Below are 14341 nucleotides of genomic sequence, written 5' to 3'. Positions count from 1 at the left end.
TGGGGGCCGCGGCGGGGCGGGGGGTGGGGGCGGGTGGGGCGGGCGGGGGGGGGGGGGCCGGGGGGCCCCCGGGGGCCCGGCTCAGCGGTCCTGCGCCACGGCCGTCCGGGCCAGGGCCAGCACCGCCGTGAACGGCGGGAACCAGTGGCGCGAGTGCGACGGCGGGTTCGCCCACCTCAGCGAGCCGTACCGGGTCATGGTCGGCGGCAGCGCGATGCGCTGCGGCGAGCGGACGAACTGGACCTCCGGCGGGGCCTTCAGGTGCGTGGGCAGCAGCGCCACCAGCTCGGCGAGGAATATCCAGTGCTCCCGCGGGCCGGGGATGACCGTGACCGGGCCCGCCAGCATTCGGGCCTTCAGGTCGGCCAGCACCCGGGAGCCGATCCGGGCCGGCATGGCGAGGGCGGTGGTGGCCGGTCCGAGGGGCAGGAAGACGCCCTGCTCGGTGACGGAGACCTTCCAGCCGAGCAGCCGGTAGCCCGCGATGGCCTCACCCAGTACCTGCTGGTGAGCGCGCTCGCGTGGCCCCAGTCGCGGGCCGTTGTCTGCGGTGGTGGCGGCGGTGACGCTCATCGGTGCGTTCCTCCCCGGTCGGGTGGAGCGGTCGGGGTGCTCGGGGCCGCGGGGTCGTCCCGGTACCGGCACACCTCGGAGGGTCCGGTCCCGGGGGCGCTTCCACCACACCGCCGTCGTTTGGGATCCATGCACCGGACGGATCCCCCTCATCCACCACTCGGCGTCACCAGTCCGCACTTGGCGGGTCCACTTCGCCATATGCATGAAATGCATGGACTCCTGATCACATCTCTATACACTGTTGACCACGCTCAGTGACGGGAGCGAGCCATGGACCGGAAAGCCAGGAGAGCCACCACCAGGCGCGCATGCCCGTCGTGCGGGGGGTTGATCGCCGCCGACAACACCGATCAGCTCTGCCAGCGCTGCCGGCGCACCGCGGGCGCCGAGCTACAAGGACCACCCCGCGTCCCCGGGGACTTCTGGGACCACGAGGCGATGGCTGCCGCGTTCTCCGACCGGAACATGGGAGCGCTCATCGCCGCCTACCGGCACCACCCCGGGCACGTCAGCCGCATCACGCAGGACCGCATGGCGTCCTGGCTGGGGATCTCCCAGGCGCAGCTCTCGCGGTACGAGACCGGTGAGAACCCGATCGACCGGATCGACCGCCTGCGCCACTTCGCGCGGGTGCTCGGCGTCCCCGGCGACCGGCTGTGGTTCGACCGAGTCGGAATCCCAAGCCAGGCGGGCCCCGGTGGTGGTGCCCCGCCCGATGTGCTCGCCGCGGCGTGGGACGCGTCGAGCATAGCCAGATCGGTCGAGGAGACGGCGAGGAACGACTTGGCGATCAGCAGACGAGCGGCGCTCAGCGGAGCCGCCGCGGTGGCGATGGGTCCCGCACTGGTCGAGCCGTTGCAGCGGTGGCTCCACCCCTTGCAGCCCCTGTCCCGGTGGTCGTCCAGCGCGGCGATCGGCGAGGAGGAGCTGGCGGCGTTGCAGCACGTCGCCGACGGGCTGCGCGGGTGGGGCGGACGAGGCGGGTACGGGCTGGCGCGCAAAGCGGTGCTCGGCCAGTTGGAGGAACTGGCCGAGCGCCTGTCGCGCGCGCCGGCGAGCCCGACCACGGAGCGGGCTTTCTTCATCGGCGCGGAACTGTCCAAGGTCGCGGCGAGCATGTCCTGGGACGCCGGGATGCACGACGCGGCGCAGCGGTACTACGTGCTGGGCGTGCGCATGGCCAAGGCCGGGCGCAACGACCCGTTCGCGGCGCTGTGCCTGGCCGCGATGGCGCGGCAGATGTTCGACCTGGGCCGTTCGGAGGACGGCCTGGAGCTGGTCCAGCTGGCCCAGTACGGCACCAGGCGCACCGCCACACCGACGTTGCGGGCGCTGTTGCAGACGCGGGAGGCGTGGGCGTACGCCCAGCTGGGGCAGGTGCGGGAGTTCCACCGGGCGGTCGGGCAGGCGCAGGACAGCTTCGCCCAGCGGCGGCCCGGCTCCGACCCCTGGTGGCTGGACAGCTTCGACGAGGCCGAGATGGAGGGTGTCATCGGGGCCCGGATGCGGGACCTGGCCAAGCACGACCCGTCACAGGCGCCGAAGGCCGAGCACCACATCCGGCGGGCGCTGAGCCTGCGCGACCCGTCGCGGGTGCGGAACCGGGCGTTCGACGTCATCGGGCTGGCCCGCACGAAGATGGTGGCGGGTGAGCCCGAGGAGGCGTGCGCGCTGATCCAGCAGGTGCTGCCGAAGGCGGCGGGTCTCGCGTCCGGGCGGGTGGTGCGCAAGCTCCAGGACTTCGCCAAGGAGGCCGAGCTGCACCGCGACCTGGCCGTGGTGCGGGACACCCGGGAAGCGATCAGGGGACTGCGGACGGCCTAGTGATGCGGGTTGGTGTGACGGGGCACAGCAAACTGGTGCCCGAATGCGTCGACGCGGTCCGGGACGCGATCCGGGCGGCGTTGGAGGCCGAGGCGGCGGGCGGGTCATCCCTGGTCGGGGTGACCTGCCTGGCGCCGGGCGCGGACCAGCTGTTCGCGCGGGTGGTGCTCGACCTCGGCGGGCGGGTGGAGGTCGTGCTGCCCGCCGCCGACTACCGGGACAAGCTCAAACCGGAGAAGCGCGCCGCCTACGACGAGCTGCTGGCACGGGCGCACGTGGTGAGCGTGCTGCCGAACGAGCTGTCCGGGCGGCACGCGTACGTGATGGCCAACGAGCGGATGCTCGCGTCGGTGGAGCTGCTGGTCGCGGTGTGGGACGGGCAGCCGCCCGACGGGCGCGGCGGCACGGCGGACGTGGTCGAGACGGCGCGGGCGTCGGGCGTGCCGGTGGTCGTCGTGTGGCCGGAGGGGGCCCGAAGGGGATGAGCACGGACGGGGGTGAGCGCGGGAGGGAATAGCGGACGGCGGTTGTCCGCGATGGCCGGCAGACTCGGCGTCGTGCTGGAGACCTCCGCCCGCTTGCTCAAGCTGCTGTCGCTGCTCCAGGTCCGCCGCGACTGGACCGGGGCGGAACTGGCGCGGCGGCTCGAAGTCGACGTGCGCACCGTCCGCCGGGACGTGGACAAGCTGCGCAACCTCGGCTACCCGGTGAACGCCGCGCCGGGCGTGGCGGGCGGGTACCAGCTGGGCGCGGGCGCCGAGCTGCCGCCGCTGCTGCTGGACGACGACGAGGCCGTGGCGGTGGCCGTCGGGTTGCGGACGGCGGCCAACGGCACGGTGTCCGGCATCGAGGAGACCTCGGTGCGGGCGCTGGCGAAGCTGGAGCAGGTGCTGCCGTCGCGGCTGCGGCGGCGGGTCAACGCGCTCCAGGCGCACACGGTCTCCCTCGCGCCGGACGTGGCGCGGGTGGACCCGGCCACGCTCACCGCGATCGCGGGCGCGTGCCGGGACCACCAGCGGCTGCGGTTCCCCTACTCCGGGCGGGAGGGCGACCCGACCCGCCGGCACGTGGAGCCGCTGGGCCTGGCCCACACCGGGCGGCGGTGGTACCTGGTGGCGTGGGACGTGGACAAGGACGACTGGCGGACCTTCCGGGTGGACCGGATCGGGGCCGAGCCGACGCCGGGCGGCCGGTTCACGCCCCGCGAGCCGCCCGAGGAGGACCTCGCCTCGTACGTGTCGCGGCAGCTCTCGGTGGCCCCGTACGCGCACGAGGCCCGGCTGATCATGCACGCGCCTTACGACGTGGTCGCGGCGCGGACGTCCTACACCTCGGTGCACCTGGAGCGGATCGACGACGAGCGGACCAGGCTGACCGTCGGCGCGCCGTCGCTGGAGGACCTGGGACCGTGGATCGCGATGATCGGGGTCGAGTTCGAGGTGGAGGGCCCGGAGGAGCTGAGGCGGCACCTCCGGGCCCTGGCCGCGCGGTTGTCGCGCGCCGCCGGGGACTGAGGCGTCAGTCGCCGGACCGCGTGCGGGCCAGGCGGTAGGCGGCGGCGCCGATCAGCTCCAGGGAGACCTGGAGGCGCTCGGTGCTCACGTTCTGCGCGATGGTGTCCTCCGGCGTGTGGTACAGCGGCTCCAGCTCGTGCGGGCCGCCCTCGCCGCGCCAGCTGAAGTTCGCCGACGCGATCCCCCGCTCGTGGAACGGCACGTGGTCGCTGCTGCCGCGCGGCACCGGGCCGTGCACCCGCGCGCCGTAGCCGAGGCGGGAGGCGGCCGCGGCGACCTGGGCGGTGGTGGCGTTGTCGCCGCCGTCGACCGACAGCAGCCAGTAGGCGGTGGCCGGGCCGTGGCTGGTGGCGACCATGTCGTTCTGGAAGACGCCCGCGATGCGGCCCGCCTCGGCGTCGGCGAGCTGGTTGACGTAGTAGCGGGAGCCGATCAGGCCCTGCTCCTCCGAGCCCCACAGCGCGAAGCGGAGGGCCCGGTGGGTCGGCAGGTAGCGCAGGACGCGGGCCAGTTCGAGGGCGAGGACGGTGCCGCTGCCGTCGTCGTTCGCGCCGGGCGAGCCGGGGACGCTGTCGTAGTGGGCGGTCACCATGACCACGCCGTGGTCGCGGCCGGAGGGGAACGTGGCGGGCCGGTCGGCGATGACGTTGTACGAGGTCAGGTTGGCGTGGTGGGTGGTGGCGACGGTGACCTTGACCGGTCCCGCCGCGCGCAGCCGCTCCACGTGCACCTGGGCGATGCCGAGCACGGGCACGGCCACGTTCTCGGTGAGGGTGGGCGAGAACGCGCTGGTCTTGCCCGCGGGCGGGGTCGACACCCGGCCGATCAGCACGGCCGCCGCGCCCAGCCGGACCGCGTCGAGCACCGCGGTGGCGCCGGCGGGCACGTTGACCAGCAGCGCGACCTTGCCGGTGAGGTCGGCGGGCAGGGACGCGCCGTTGTCGAGGTCCACCACCTGGCCGGACGCGGTGGTGTTGAGCGCGCCGAAGCGGGACGCGCCCGCGGTCCAGGTGTCCCGGCCGACCTTCAGCGTGGACAGGTACTTGTCGGGGGCCGGGAACGGCTGGAGCGTCACCCGGTAGCGCAGGTCGCGCAGGACGTCGGCGAGGTAGTCGCGGGCGCGGTGCTCGGACTCCAGGCCGCCGATGCGCGGGCCGATCCGCTCGCTGAGCACCCGCAGGTGCTCCATCGCCTTGCGGGACCGCACCCGACCCACCACGGGGTGGTCGCCCAGGCCGAGGTCGGGCAGGTCGGAGGCGCCGGGCCGCTGGGCGCGCGCCGCCGGGTTGAGGCCGAGCGTCACCGCTCCCGCCACCGCCGCGGCACCGGTGATGAGTGAACGTCTGCGCATGAGCGGACCCCCAAGGTTCGTGGTCACCCGAACCTAGGCAGGCCCCCCGAACCGGACAAGCCGCCGATGGAGCACACCCGATCCGCCAACGGCACCACGCCGATCAGCGGGTACGGGCCCGGCCGCGCGGTTCCCCGAGCCCGACCGCGCGGCCCACCGCGCCCGACCATGCGGCTCACCGTGCCCCACCGGAGGACACGCGGTGCCCCACCGGAGGACACGCGATGTCCGAGTGGAGGACACGCGGGGCCGGTGGGGCGCCTCGGTCAGGAGGTGGCGGTGCGGTGCAGGGCGCGCAGGGCGCGGACGGCCGTCACGGCGTGCTCGCGGTCCACGGCCTGGATCGCCATGATCGAGACGTACTCGTCCTCCGGGAGTTCCAGGCGGGCCCAGGAGGCGCCGTCGGGGAACGACACGTGCAGGACGTCCTGCCAGGCGAAGCGGTGGCTGCTGATCACGTTGCGGACCTCGACGCCCTCGGCGTCGGCGCGGACGCGCGGGCGGGTCAGCAGGAGCACGCCGCAGGCCAGCAGCACGCCCAGGCAGATCATCGCCACCTGGTCGGAGGTGCGGAAGATGACGCCGGTGGGCGTGTCGCCCAGCAGGAGGCCGACCACGGTGAACACCGCGACCAGGAACACCGCGCAGGCGCCGGCCACGAGCCGGATCTTCTTCGGGCGGAACTCGACGGCGGCCACGGCGGTCCTCACGACCCCGCTCGCAGCCCGCGCAGGACCAGCGCCGCGTCCAGCGCCGCCACGCACGCCTCGAAGCCCTTGTCCTCCACCGAGTCCGGGAACCCGGCGCGGTCCAGGGCCTGCTGCTCGTCGTTGGTGGTGAGCACGCCGTTGCCGACCGGGGTCGACGCGTCCAGCGCCACCCGCGTCAGCCCGGCGGTCACCGCGTCGCACACGTACTCGAAGTGCGGCGTGCCGCCCCGGATCACCACGCCCAGCGCCACCACGGCGTCGTGCGCGCGGGCCAGCTCCTGCGCGACCACCGGCAGCTCGACCGCGCCGGCGACCCGGACCACGGTCGGCGACCCCACGCCCGCCCGGGACGCCGCCTCCAGGGCCCGCGCGACCAGGTTGTCGGTGATCTTCTCGTGCCACCGCGTGGCCACGACGGCCAGCGTCAGCCCCGCCGCGTCCGGGACGTCGCCCTCGGGCCGCCCTTCGCCGCTCATTCCGCTCCTTCCGTGGTGGACACCACCGCGCCGCCCTGGGCCAGCGCCTCGTACTGCTCGAGCTGGTGCAGCTCGTGGCCCATCCGGTCGCGCTTGGTGCGCAGGTAACGCAGGTTCTCCGGGTTGGGCGAGATCGGCAGGGGCACGCGGTCGAGCACCGTCAGCCCGTAGCCCTCCAGGCCCACCCGCTTGGCCGGGTTGTTGGTCAGCAGCCGCATCGACTTCACGCCCAGCGAGCACAGGATCTGCGCGCCGGTGCCGTAGTCGCGCGCGTCGGCGGGCAGGCCCAGGCCGAGGTTGGCGTCCACGGTGTCCGCGCCGCGGTCCTGGAGCTGGTAGGCCTGCAGCTTGTGCATCAGGCCGATGCCCCGGCCCTCGTGCCCGCGCATGTAGAGCACGACGCCGCGGCCCTGCGCCGCGACCGCCTCCAGCGCCGCGTCCAGCTGCGGGCCGCAGTCGCAGCGCAGCGAGCCGAACACGTCGCCGGTCAGGCACTCCGAGTGGACCCGCACCAGCACGTCCTCGCCGTCGCCGAGGTCGCCGTAGACCATCGCGATGTGCTCGATGCCGTCGAGCCTGCTGTCGAAGCCGACCGCGGTGAACGTGCCGTGCGCGGTCGGGATGCGCGCCTCCGCGACCCGCTCGACCTGCGTCTCCCGCCGCCGCCGGTAGGCGATCAGGTCGGCGATGGTGATCAGCGCGAGGTCGTGGTCGGAGGCGAACACCTCCAGCTCGTCGCGCCGCGCCATGTCGCCCTCGTCCTTCTGCGACACGATCTCGCACAGCACGCCCGCCGGCGTGAGCCCGGCCATCCGGGACAGGTCGACGGCGGCCTCGGTGTGCCCGGCGCGGCGCAGCACGCCGCCGTCGCGGGCGCGCAGCGGCACCACGTGACCGGGGCGGGTGAAGTCCTTGGCGGTGGCCTCCGGGTCGGCCAGCAGGCGCATGGTGCGCGCCCGGTCCGCGGCCGAGATGCCCGTGGACACGCCCTCGCGCGCGTCGACCGTCACCGCGTACGCGGTGCCCCGCTGGTCCTGGTTGGTGTGGTACATCGGCGGCAGGTCGAGCCGCTCGCAGTCGGCCTCGGTGAGCGCCACGCACACGTACCCGGACGTGTAGCGGACCATGAACGCCAGCAGCTCCGGCGTGGCCTTCTCCGCGGCGAAGATCAGGTCGCCCTCGTTCTCGCGGTCCTCGTCGTCCACGACGATGACGGGCCGGCCGGCGGCGATGTCGGCCACGGCCCGCTCTATGTCGGCGAAGTCCCTCACCGCTCCCCCTCGACGTCGGCCTGTGCCCGCAGGTGGGGCGCGGCGAGCCGTTCGACGTACTTCGCCAGGACGTCCACCTCCAGGTTCACGGTGTCGCCCGGCAGGCGCCTGCCGAGCGTGGTCAGCTCCAGCGTGGTCGGGATGAGGCTGACGGTGAACGAGTCCTCGTTCGCCGACACCACGGTCAGCGACACGCCGTCCACGGTGATCGAGCCCTTCTCCACCACGTACCGCGCCAGCCGGGGCGGCAGGCCGACGTGGACGACCTCCCAGTGCTCGGCCTTCTCGCGCGCCAGCACGGAGCCCGTGCCGTCCACGTGGCCCTGCACGATGTGCCCGCCCAGCCGCTGCCCGACGGCGGCGGCGCGCTCCAGGTTGACCTTGTCGCCCCGGGCGACCTTGGCCAGGCTGGACCGGTTGAGCGTCTCGCGCATGACGTCCGCGGTGAAGGCGCCGCCCTCGACGTCCACGACGGTGAGGCAGACGCCGTTCACCGCGATGGAATCGCCGTGCTTCGCGTCGCTGGTCACCAGCGGGCCCGCGATGGTGACGCGCGCCGCGTCCGGCAGGTCGGTGACGGCGACGACCTCGCCCAACTCCTCGACGATCCCGGTGAACACCCGTGTCCTCCTCTAGCGGCCCGGGACTGCGGAGATCCGCACGTCCGGCCCGGACATACTGACCTGCTCCACGACCAGCCCGACCGCCTCGGTGATGGTCGCCACCCCGGCGTCCCGCAGTGCGGGAGCACCGTCACCCAGGAACTTCGGGGCGAGGTAGGCGAGCACCCGGTCGACGCGGCGCGCGGCAGTGAACGCACCCGCCAGGGTAGGCCCGCCCTCCAGCAGCACGTCCACGACGCCGCGCCGGGCCAGTTCGCCCAGCACCGCGTCGGGGTCGCGCGTGCGCAGGTGCGCGGTCTCCGCCTCGTCGTCCAGGACCCGGGCGCCGGGCGGCAGGTCGCCGGTGCCGACCACGACCCGCAGCGGCTGGCGGGTGACGCCCGGTCCGCGCGCGGTCAGCCGGGGGTCGTCGGCGCGGACCGTGCCGGAGCCGACCACGATCGCGTCCACCTTGGTGCGCAGGTCGTGCACCTCGGCGCGGGACTCCTCGGAGCTGATCCAGCGGCTGGTGCCGTCGGCGGCGGCCACCCGGCCGTCGAGGGTGGCGGCGTACTTCCAGGTCACGTGCGGGCGGCCGGTGCGGGCGAAGTGCAGCCAGGCGCGCAGCGGGCCGCGCTCCACCTCGGTGGCGAGGAACCCCGACTCGACGGCCACCCCGGCGGCGCGCAGCGCCTCCGCTCCCCCGGCCGCCACCGGGTTGGGGTCGGCCGCGGCGTGCACGACCCGCGCGACGCCCGCGGCCAGCAGCGCGTCGACGCACGGCGGGGTGCGGCCGTGGTGGTGGCACGGCTCCAGGGTGACCACGGCCGTGCCGCCGCGGGCGCGTTCACCCGCCTGGGCGAGGGCGACGACCTCGGCGTGGGCCTGGCCGGGCGGCCTGGTGGCGCCCTCGCCGACCAGTTCGCCGGACGCGTCCAGCACCACGCAGCCGACCGGCGGGTTCGGGCTGGTGGTGCCCCTCACCCGCTCGCTCGCCGCGATGGCCCGCGCCATCGCCTCGTCCAGGTTCACCGGGCGCGGGCCGCCTGCTCGCGCAGCCGCTCCAGGGCCGCGCCGGGGTCGGCGGCGTCGTAGATCGCGGACCCGGCGACGAAGCAGTCGACGCCCGCCTCGGCGGCCTGCGCGATGGTGTCCTCGTTGATCCCGCCGTCGATCTCCACGACGAGCTTGAGGTGGCCGGTGTCGACCAGGCGGCGCGCGGTGCGCACCTTGTCCAGCACCTCGACCATGAACTCCTGGCCGCCGAAACCGGGCTCGACCGACATCACCAGCAGGGTGTCGTAGTGCTTGAGCACGTCCAGGTGCGGTTCCAGCGGCGTGCCCGGCTTGATCGACAGCCCCGCCTTGGCACCCGCCGCGCGCAGGTCCCTGGCCAGCGCCACCGGGTCCTTCGCGGCCTCGACGTGCACGGTCACGTTGTGGGCGCCCGCCTCGGCGTACCCGGTGGCCCAGCGGTCCGGATCGTCGATCATCAGGTGGCAGTCCAGCGGGAGGTCGGTGGCCGCGCGCAGCGCCTTCACCACGGGCAGGCCGATGGTCAGGTTCGGCACGAAGTGCGCGTCCATCACGTCCACGTGCAACCAGTCGGCCCCCGCCACGGCGGCGGCCTCGTCCGCGAGGCGGGCGAAGTCGGCGGACAGGATGCTCGGGGCGATCATCGGCTGGTGGACCACGGCTGGTGAGTCTAGGCTTCCGCGCCCCGGCGGACCCGCCCGGGACTTGTGTTCCGGCCCACTGCCCGATCACCCGGTTTTCCCCTTCGGGTCGTCCATTCCCGACTACTCACGCGGGTAGTTCCCCTGCCGTGTGCGGCCTATTACGTTCGGGTCGGGGGGGTAAGTGCTGGGGAGTGTTCGGATGAATGGCGAATTCCGCCGCCGCGTCGCGCTGGTCACCGGCGCCTGTTCGCGGTTCGGCGGCGAGGTGGTGGAGGCGCTGGCCCGGCGGGGCGCGCTGGTGGCGGCCGCGGACGGGGACGGGCCGCGGCTCGCGGACCTGGTCGAGCGGCTGCGCGACGAGGGCCTGCTGGTGGCCGGGCGGCAGATCGACGTGACGTCGAGCGACGCCGTGGACGCGCTGGTCGACCAGGTGGAACGCGAGTTCGGGGCGGTGGACGCGCTGGTCGCGATGGCGGGCGCGCTGCGGCTGGGCCCCGCCCTGTCGATCACCGACCAGGACTGGGCGCACAGCTTCGCGGCGAACGCGACCGGGGTGTTCAACGCCTGCCGGGCGGTGGCGGTGCGCATGGTGCGCCGGGGGCGCGGCACGATCGTGGTGGTGCCCGCGCACGCGGTGGCGGCGCCCCGGTCCGGGATGGCGGCCTACGCGGCGTCGCGGGCGGCGGCCGTCGCCTACGCCGAGTGCCTGGCCGTGGAGGTCGCGTCGGGCGGGGTGCACTGCGCGGTGGTGGCGCCGGCGGACGCGCGGCGGGTGGTGGACGAGGTGTGCTTCCTGCTCGGCGGCGCCGACGCGCCGAACGCGCTCGGGGCGTGACCGCGAGGCGCGGCCCCGGGGCGTGACGCGGGTTCACGCCTTCGAGGTCTCCTGCTCGTGGGCCAGGCGGGCGAGTTCCACCCGCGAGCTGATGCCGAGCTTCTTGAAGATGCCCCGCAGGTGGTAGTTGACCGTGTGCGGTGACAGGTAGAGCTGCTTGGCGACCTGGCGGTTGGTCAGCCCCGCGCCGACTAACCGGGCGATGTCGCGCTCCGGCTCGGACAGCCGCTGCCAGTCCGCGCCGCCCTCCCGCGCGTGCCCGGAGCCCCGGCGCAGCCGCGCCACCTCGCCGTCCGCGCCCATCCGCTCGAAGATCCGCAGCGCCAGCGCGGTGTGCGCGGCGGCCCGGCCCGCCTGCCCGGCCTCGGCCAGCAGCGCCGCCAGGTCCTCGTTGGCGTTGGCCTTCGCCCACGGGTGGTGGTGCCGCCCGGCCACCCGCAGCAGCTCGTCCACGTCGCGGTCCAGCACGGCCCGCGCGTGGGCGGCGGCCACCGCGACCGTCGGGATGCCCGGGTTGTCCGCGGCCAGCCCCTCCGCCGCGGCCACCACCGCGGCGGCCAGCTTGTCGTCGTCCGCGGCCAGCGCGAGCCGCGCCAGCCACGCCGCCGCGCCCGGCTCGTCGACGAGGATCCGCCGGGTGGCGTCGTGGTCGGCCACGCGGTCGCGGACGTGCTCGACGGCCTCCCCCGGTCCGCCCTGGGCGTGGGTGAGCAGCAGCTCCACCCAGTCGTACTGGCCGGAGTGCAGCACCGCCTCGCCCGCCGCCAGGTCGGCCCGGTAGCGGCGCACGTGCTCGGCCGCCGCCGCGACCTCGCCCCGGTGCAGCGCCACCGTGGCCAGCACCGTGGAGGCCAGCGGGACGAGCAGCCGCAGGCCGCGGTCGCGGGCCGTGAGCAGGCCCTGCCTGGCCGCCACCCGGGCCTGCGCGAGCCGGCCGGCCTGGGTGAGCACGCGGGCGCGGGCGATGGTGCGGGCGGCGGACGCGCCCCGGGTCACCACGTGGTCCTCGTCCGGGCCGTCGCCGCGGACCAGGCGCTCCGCGTCGGCGAACTCGCCGAGCGCCGACAGCTTCAGCGCGAACGACACCGCCGACTGCGACTGCCACCACGCGGTGGGTCGGTCCAGCTCCCAGCGGGTCGACTCGCGGCCCCAGTACATGCTCTCGGCGAGGTTCCCGGCGCTCCACTCCAGGCACGAGTGGACGGTCGCGGCCATCACCACGTCCGCGTCGCTGGCCTCGCGGTCCCGCGCGGTCAGCACCGACAGCGCGTGCGCGCCCGCGCGGGAGCCGGTGGAGAAGTACAGCGACAGCAGCCTGCCCGCCGCGGCCAGCCGCCGCACGGGCACGGGCACGTCCGGCATGGTCGCCACGTGCTCGACCTCGGCCGCCGCGTCGGACGGGCGGCCGTCGGCGAGGAGGATGCCCGCGAGCACGACGCGCAGCTCGGCGGCCGCGTCGGGGCCGAGCCGCCGGGACAGGCTGTCCCTGGCCAGCGCGATGGCCGCGCCGAGGCGGCCGCCGGCGGCCAGCTCGCGGACACCCTGCACGGCGTCCGCGCCGCGATCCGGGTCGGGAGTGGGGTCCACCGGGGGGTCGGTGCGCCCGGTGGTCGCGCTCCGCGCGACCTGCTCAGGCTGCCCGCCCTGCGCGCCTCGCTCAGCCCGCCTGCCGTGCTCCGACTGCCCGATCAGCGCGCCTCGCTCAGCCTGCCCAGCCTGCCTGCCGTGCTCCGACTGCCCGGCCGTCCGGGCCTGACCGGCCTGCCGGGTGTGCCCGTTCCGCTCCGGCCGGGCCTGCTCCGCCCGCTCGTCACGCCCGGCCGACAGCACGGCCGCGTCGCGCCGCAGGGCGTCCCGCACCGGCTCGGGGGTCGCCTCGACCACCGCTCGCCACGCCAGGTCCGAACCGAACTCCAAGCGCTCGTCGACGCACACCACCAGGCCCGAGGAGATCGCCTGGTCCGTGGCCAGCAGCAGCGCGGCGGGGGTCTCGCCCATCACCGCGGCCACGTCCCGCAGCGGGAACGACCTGCCGATCACCGCGGCGGCCCGCACCAGGTGGGCCGCCCTGGCGGGCAGGGCCTCGACCTGGTCGCGCACGAGGTCGACCACCCGAAGCGGCAGCCGGTGCCCCCGGGACGGGTGTTCTCGGGGCTGGTGCTCTTGGGGCTGGTGCTCTTGGGGCTGGTGCTCTTGGGGCCGGTCCGCGCGCAGCCAGGCCACGCCGGCGCGCACGTCCAGCCTCCCCTCCTCGTGCAGGCCGATGACCAGTTCGGCGACCAGGCGCGGGTTGCCGCCCGCGGTCGCGACGAAGGCGGACAGGTCCGGGTCGGGCGCGGCCCCCAGCAGCTCGCGGACCACCCGCTCCGCCACCGTCTCGTCCACCGGTCCGAGGGTGAGCACGTCGCCGTGCCGGGCCAGGGCGCGCCGCACCTCCGCGCCCGCCACCGTGCCGGTCAGGGCGACCAGCGCGGTGACCCGGCGCTCGCGCAGCCGCGGGAGCAGGGCCAGCAGGGCGGCCGGGTCCCGGTGCGCGTGGTCGACCGCGACCAGCGGGCGGGCGGCGGCGTCCTGCTCCAGGGCCCGCGACAGGTCGGTGGAGGTCGCCAGCCGCTCACCGGGGACCACGACCGCGGCGTAGCCCAGGTCGCGGGCGGCCTGGACCGCCTCGTGCAGCAGGAGCGTCTTGCCGGCGCACGGCGGGCCGTCGATGGCCAGCAGGCCACCGGGCTCGGACAGGAACCGGAGAACCGAAGCCCGTTCACGATCCCGTCCGTACGATTTCGACACAATCAAGCCTGCTACGGGTCTTCGCAGGCTGTCAATTCATCGGTCAGGGCGTGTCGTCACCATTTTTGCGGAAAGGGGCGAACCTACCGGCGCGTTCCAGTTCGCGGACCACGGCCTGGGGATCGGCCGCGAGCACGACACCGGCGGAAGTCAACACGTTCAGGTGACCTTCGAACGCGGGGTGCGCGGCCTGGTCGGCCGACACCTGAGGCATGACCACCACGGGCGCGGGGCCGCCCAGCCCCTCGCACAGGACGGTGAGCGCCTGGTTGTCGCCGATGCCCAGGGCCAGCTTGGCGAGGGAGTTCGCGGTGGCGGGCGCGAAGGCGAACGCGTCGGGCACCGGGTGCGGTTTCGGCTCGGTGGGCAGGCGCGAGGTCCAGCGGACCGGCAGGTCGGTGGTCCCGGCCAGGGCGGGCAGGTGCGGTTCGAGCCAGCGGGCGGCGGTCGGGGTGAGGGTGACGGCCAGCCGCCAGCCCCGGGCCGCCAGGGGCCGGGCGAGGTCGTCGACCAGCCACCGCTCCACCCCGCCCGCGGCGGAGGCGACCAGGGCCAGCACGGGGCGGTTCACGGCCGCGCCCCGCACGCCCCGGAGGCGGCCCCGTGCCCCCCCACCCCCCGCGGCGGGGGGGGCGGGGGGGGGGCCCCCGCCACCCCCCCCACGGCCCTGTTCCACCTGCTGGACCTGATCGCCGCGGGCGCGCCGAAGCCCG

General features: G+C 75.1%; 14 protein-coding genes. 4 read left to right on the top strand and 10 right to left on the bottom strand.

Features of this window, described 5'->3' with window-relative positions; all coding sequences use genetic code 11:
- Nucleotides 1-81 precede the first annotated feature (81 nt).
- Nucleotides 82-573 carry a hypothetical protein gene (locus ACFV4N_RS26140; protein WP_344039291.1) on the bottom strand — a complete coding sequence of 164 codons (492 nt, stop codon included), beginning with the start codon at nucleotides 571-573 and terminating at the stop codon, nucleotides 82-84.
- A 330-nt stretch (nucleotides 574-903) separates the two neighbouring features.
- Between ACFV4N_RS26140 and ACFV4N_RS26135 the strand changes: the two genes are divergently transcribed.
- The 3 genes from ACFV4N_RS26135 (at nucleotide 904) to ACFV4N_RS26125 (ending at nucleotide 3914) form a co-directional block, all read left to right on the top strand.
- Nucleotides 904-2400, top strand: coding sequence for a helix-turn-helix domain-containing protein (locus ACFV4N_RS26135; protein WP_499675236.1), 1497 nt, complete (start codon nucleotides 904-906; stop codon nucleotides 2398-2400).
- A gap of 2 nt (nucleotides 2401-2402) precedes the next feature.
- Nucleotides 2403-2885 carry a hypothetical protein gene (locus tag ACFV4N_RS26130; protein WP_499675235.1) on the top strand — a complete coding sequence of 161 codons (483 nt, stop codon included), beginning with the start codon at nucleotides 2403-2405 and terminating at the stop codon, nucleotides 2883-2885.
- A gap of 72 nt (nucleotides 2886-2957) precedes the next feature.
- Nucleotides 2958-3914, top strand: coding sequence for a helix-turn-helix transcriptional regulator (locus ACFV4N_RS26125; protein WP_499675240.1), 957 nt, complete (start codon nucleotides 2958-2960; stop codon nucleotides 3912-3914).
- 4 nt (nucleotides 3915-3918) lie between these two features.
- On the opposite strand, the gene ACFV4N_RS26120 is transcribed toward ACFV4N_RS26125, so the two are convergent.
- From ACFV4N_RS26120 to rpe, 7 genes are all read right to left on the bottom strand, one after another.
- Nucleotides 3919-5265, bottom strand: coding sequence for a M28 family peptidase (locus ACFV4N_RS26120; protein WP_499675234.1), 1347 nt, complete (start codon nucleotides 5263-5265; stop codon nucleotides 3919-3921).
- 266 nt (nucleotides 5266-5531) lie between these two features.
- Nucleotides 5532-5963 carry a PH domain-containing protein gene (locus ACFV4N_RS26115; protein WP_499675239.1) on the bottom strand — a complete coding sequence of 144 codons (432 nt, stop codon included), beginning with the start codon at nucleotides 5961-5963 and terminating at the stop codon, nucleotides 5532-5534.
- An 8-nt stretch (nucleotides 5964-5971) separates the two neighbouring features.
- A complete protein-coding gene (ribH, locus tag ACFV4N_RS26110; RefSeq protein ID WP_499675233.1) occupies nucleotides 5972-6451 on the bottom strand; it encodes a 6,7-dimethyl-8-ribityllumazine synthase in 480 nt (159 codons plus the stop codon).
- Nucleotides 6448-7722 (bottom strand): bifunctional 3,4-dihydroxy-2-butanone-4-phosphate synthase/GTP cyclohydrolase II, encoded by a 1275-nt coding sequence (locus tag ACFV4N_RS26105; protein ID WP_499675232.1) that lies wholly within the window; start codon nucleotides 7720-7722, stop codon nucleotides 6448-6450. Before ACFV4N_RS26105 ends, ribH begins: the two co-directional genes overlap by 4 nt.
- Nucleotides 7719-8342, bottom strand: coding sequence for a riboflavin synthase (locus ACFV4N_RS26100; protein ID WP_499675231.1), 624 nt, complete (start codon nucleotides 8340-8342; stop codon nucleotides 7719-7721). The genes ACFV4N_RS26105 and ACFV4N_RS26100 overlap by 4 nt, the downstream gene beginning before the upstream one ends.
- Before the next feature lie 12 nt (nucleotides 8343-8354).
- Nucleotides 8355-9338 (bottom strand): bifunctional diaminohydroxyphosphoribosylaminopyrimidine deaminase/5-amino-6-(5-phosphoribosylamino)uracil reductase RibD, encoded by a 984-nt coding sequence (gene ribD, locus ACFV4N_RS26095; RefSeq protein WP_499675238.1) that lies wholly within the window; start codon nucleotides 9336-9338, stop codon nucleotides 8355-8357.
- Nucleotides 9339-9352: 14 nt separating this feature from the next.
- Nucleotides 9353-10003, bottom strand: coding sequence for a ribulose-phosphate 3-epimerase (rpe, locus tag ACFV4N_RS26090; protein WP_499675237.1), 651 nt, complete (start codon nucleotides 10001-10003; stop codon nucleotides 9353-9355).
- A gap of 199 nt (nucleotides 10004-10202) precedes the next feature.
- Here rpe and ACFV4N_RS26085 point away from each other — a divergent pair, with 199 nt between their 5' ends.
- Complete coding sequence (locus ACFV4N_RS26085) at nucleotides 10203-10838, top strand: SDR family NAD(P)-dependent oxidoreductase (RefSeq protein ID WP_499675230.1); 636 nt, start codon at nucleotides 10203-10205, stop codon at nucleotides 10836-10838.
- 33 nt (nucleotides 10839-10871) lie between these two features.
- On the opposite strand, the gene ACFV4N_RS26080 is transcribed toward ACFV4N_RS26085, so the two are convergent.
- Nucleotides 10872-13628, bottom strand: coding sequence for a helix-turn-helix transcriptional regulator (locus ACFV4N_RS26080; protein ID WP_499675229.1), 2757 nt, complete (start codon nucleotides 13626-13628; stop codon nucleotides 10872-10874).
- Nucleotides 13629-13671: 43 nt separating this feature from the next.
- Entirely contained in the window at nucleotides 13672-14199 is a 528-nt protein-coding gene (locus ACFV4N_RS26075; protein ID WP_499675228.1) for a flavoprotein, read from the bottom strand.
- Nucleotides 14200-14341 lie beyond the last annotated feature (142 nt).

It is taken from the genome of Actinosynnema sp. NPDC059797 (assembly GCF_042732085.1).
Classification (GTDB): Bacteria; Actinomycetota; Actinomycetes; order Mycobacteriales; family Pseudonocardiaceae; genus Actinosynnema.
This window is presented reverse-complemented; position numbering and strand designations above follow the sequence as displayed.

Excerpts from the sequence above, each read along its gene's own strand:
- ribH (WP_499675233.1), bottom strand. The coding sequence starts at position 6,451 with ATGAGCGGCGAAGGGCGGCCCGAGGGCGACGTCCCGGACGCGGCGGGG.
- ACFV4N_RS26085 (WP_499675230.1), top strand. The coding sequence starts at position 10,203 with ATGAATGGCGAATTCCGCCGCCGCGTCGCGCTGGTCACCGGCGCCTGT.
- ACFV4N_RS26120 (WP_499675234.1), bottom strand. The coding sequence starts at position 5,265 with ATGCGCAGACGTTCACTCATCACCGGTGCCGCGGCGGTGGCGGGAGCG.
- ACFV4N_RS26140 (WP_344039291.1), bottom strand. The coding sequence starts at position 573 with ATGAGCGTCACCGCCGCCACCACCGCAGACAACGGCCCGCGACTGGGG.
- ACFV4N_RS26130 (WP_499675235.1), top strand. The coding sequence starts at position 2,403 with ATGCGGGTTGGTGTGACGGGGCACAGCAAACTGGTGCCCGAATGCGTC.
- rpe (WP_499675237.1), bottom strand. The coding sequence starts at position 10,003 with ATGATCGCCCCGAGCATCCTGTCCGCCGACTTCGCCCGCCTCGCGGAC.
- ribD (WP_499675238.1), bottom strand. The coding sequence starts at position 9,338 with ATGGCGCGGGCCATCGCGGCGAGCGAGCGGGTGAGGGGCACCACCAGC.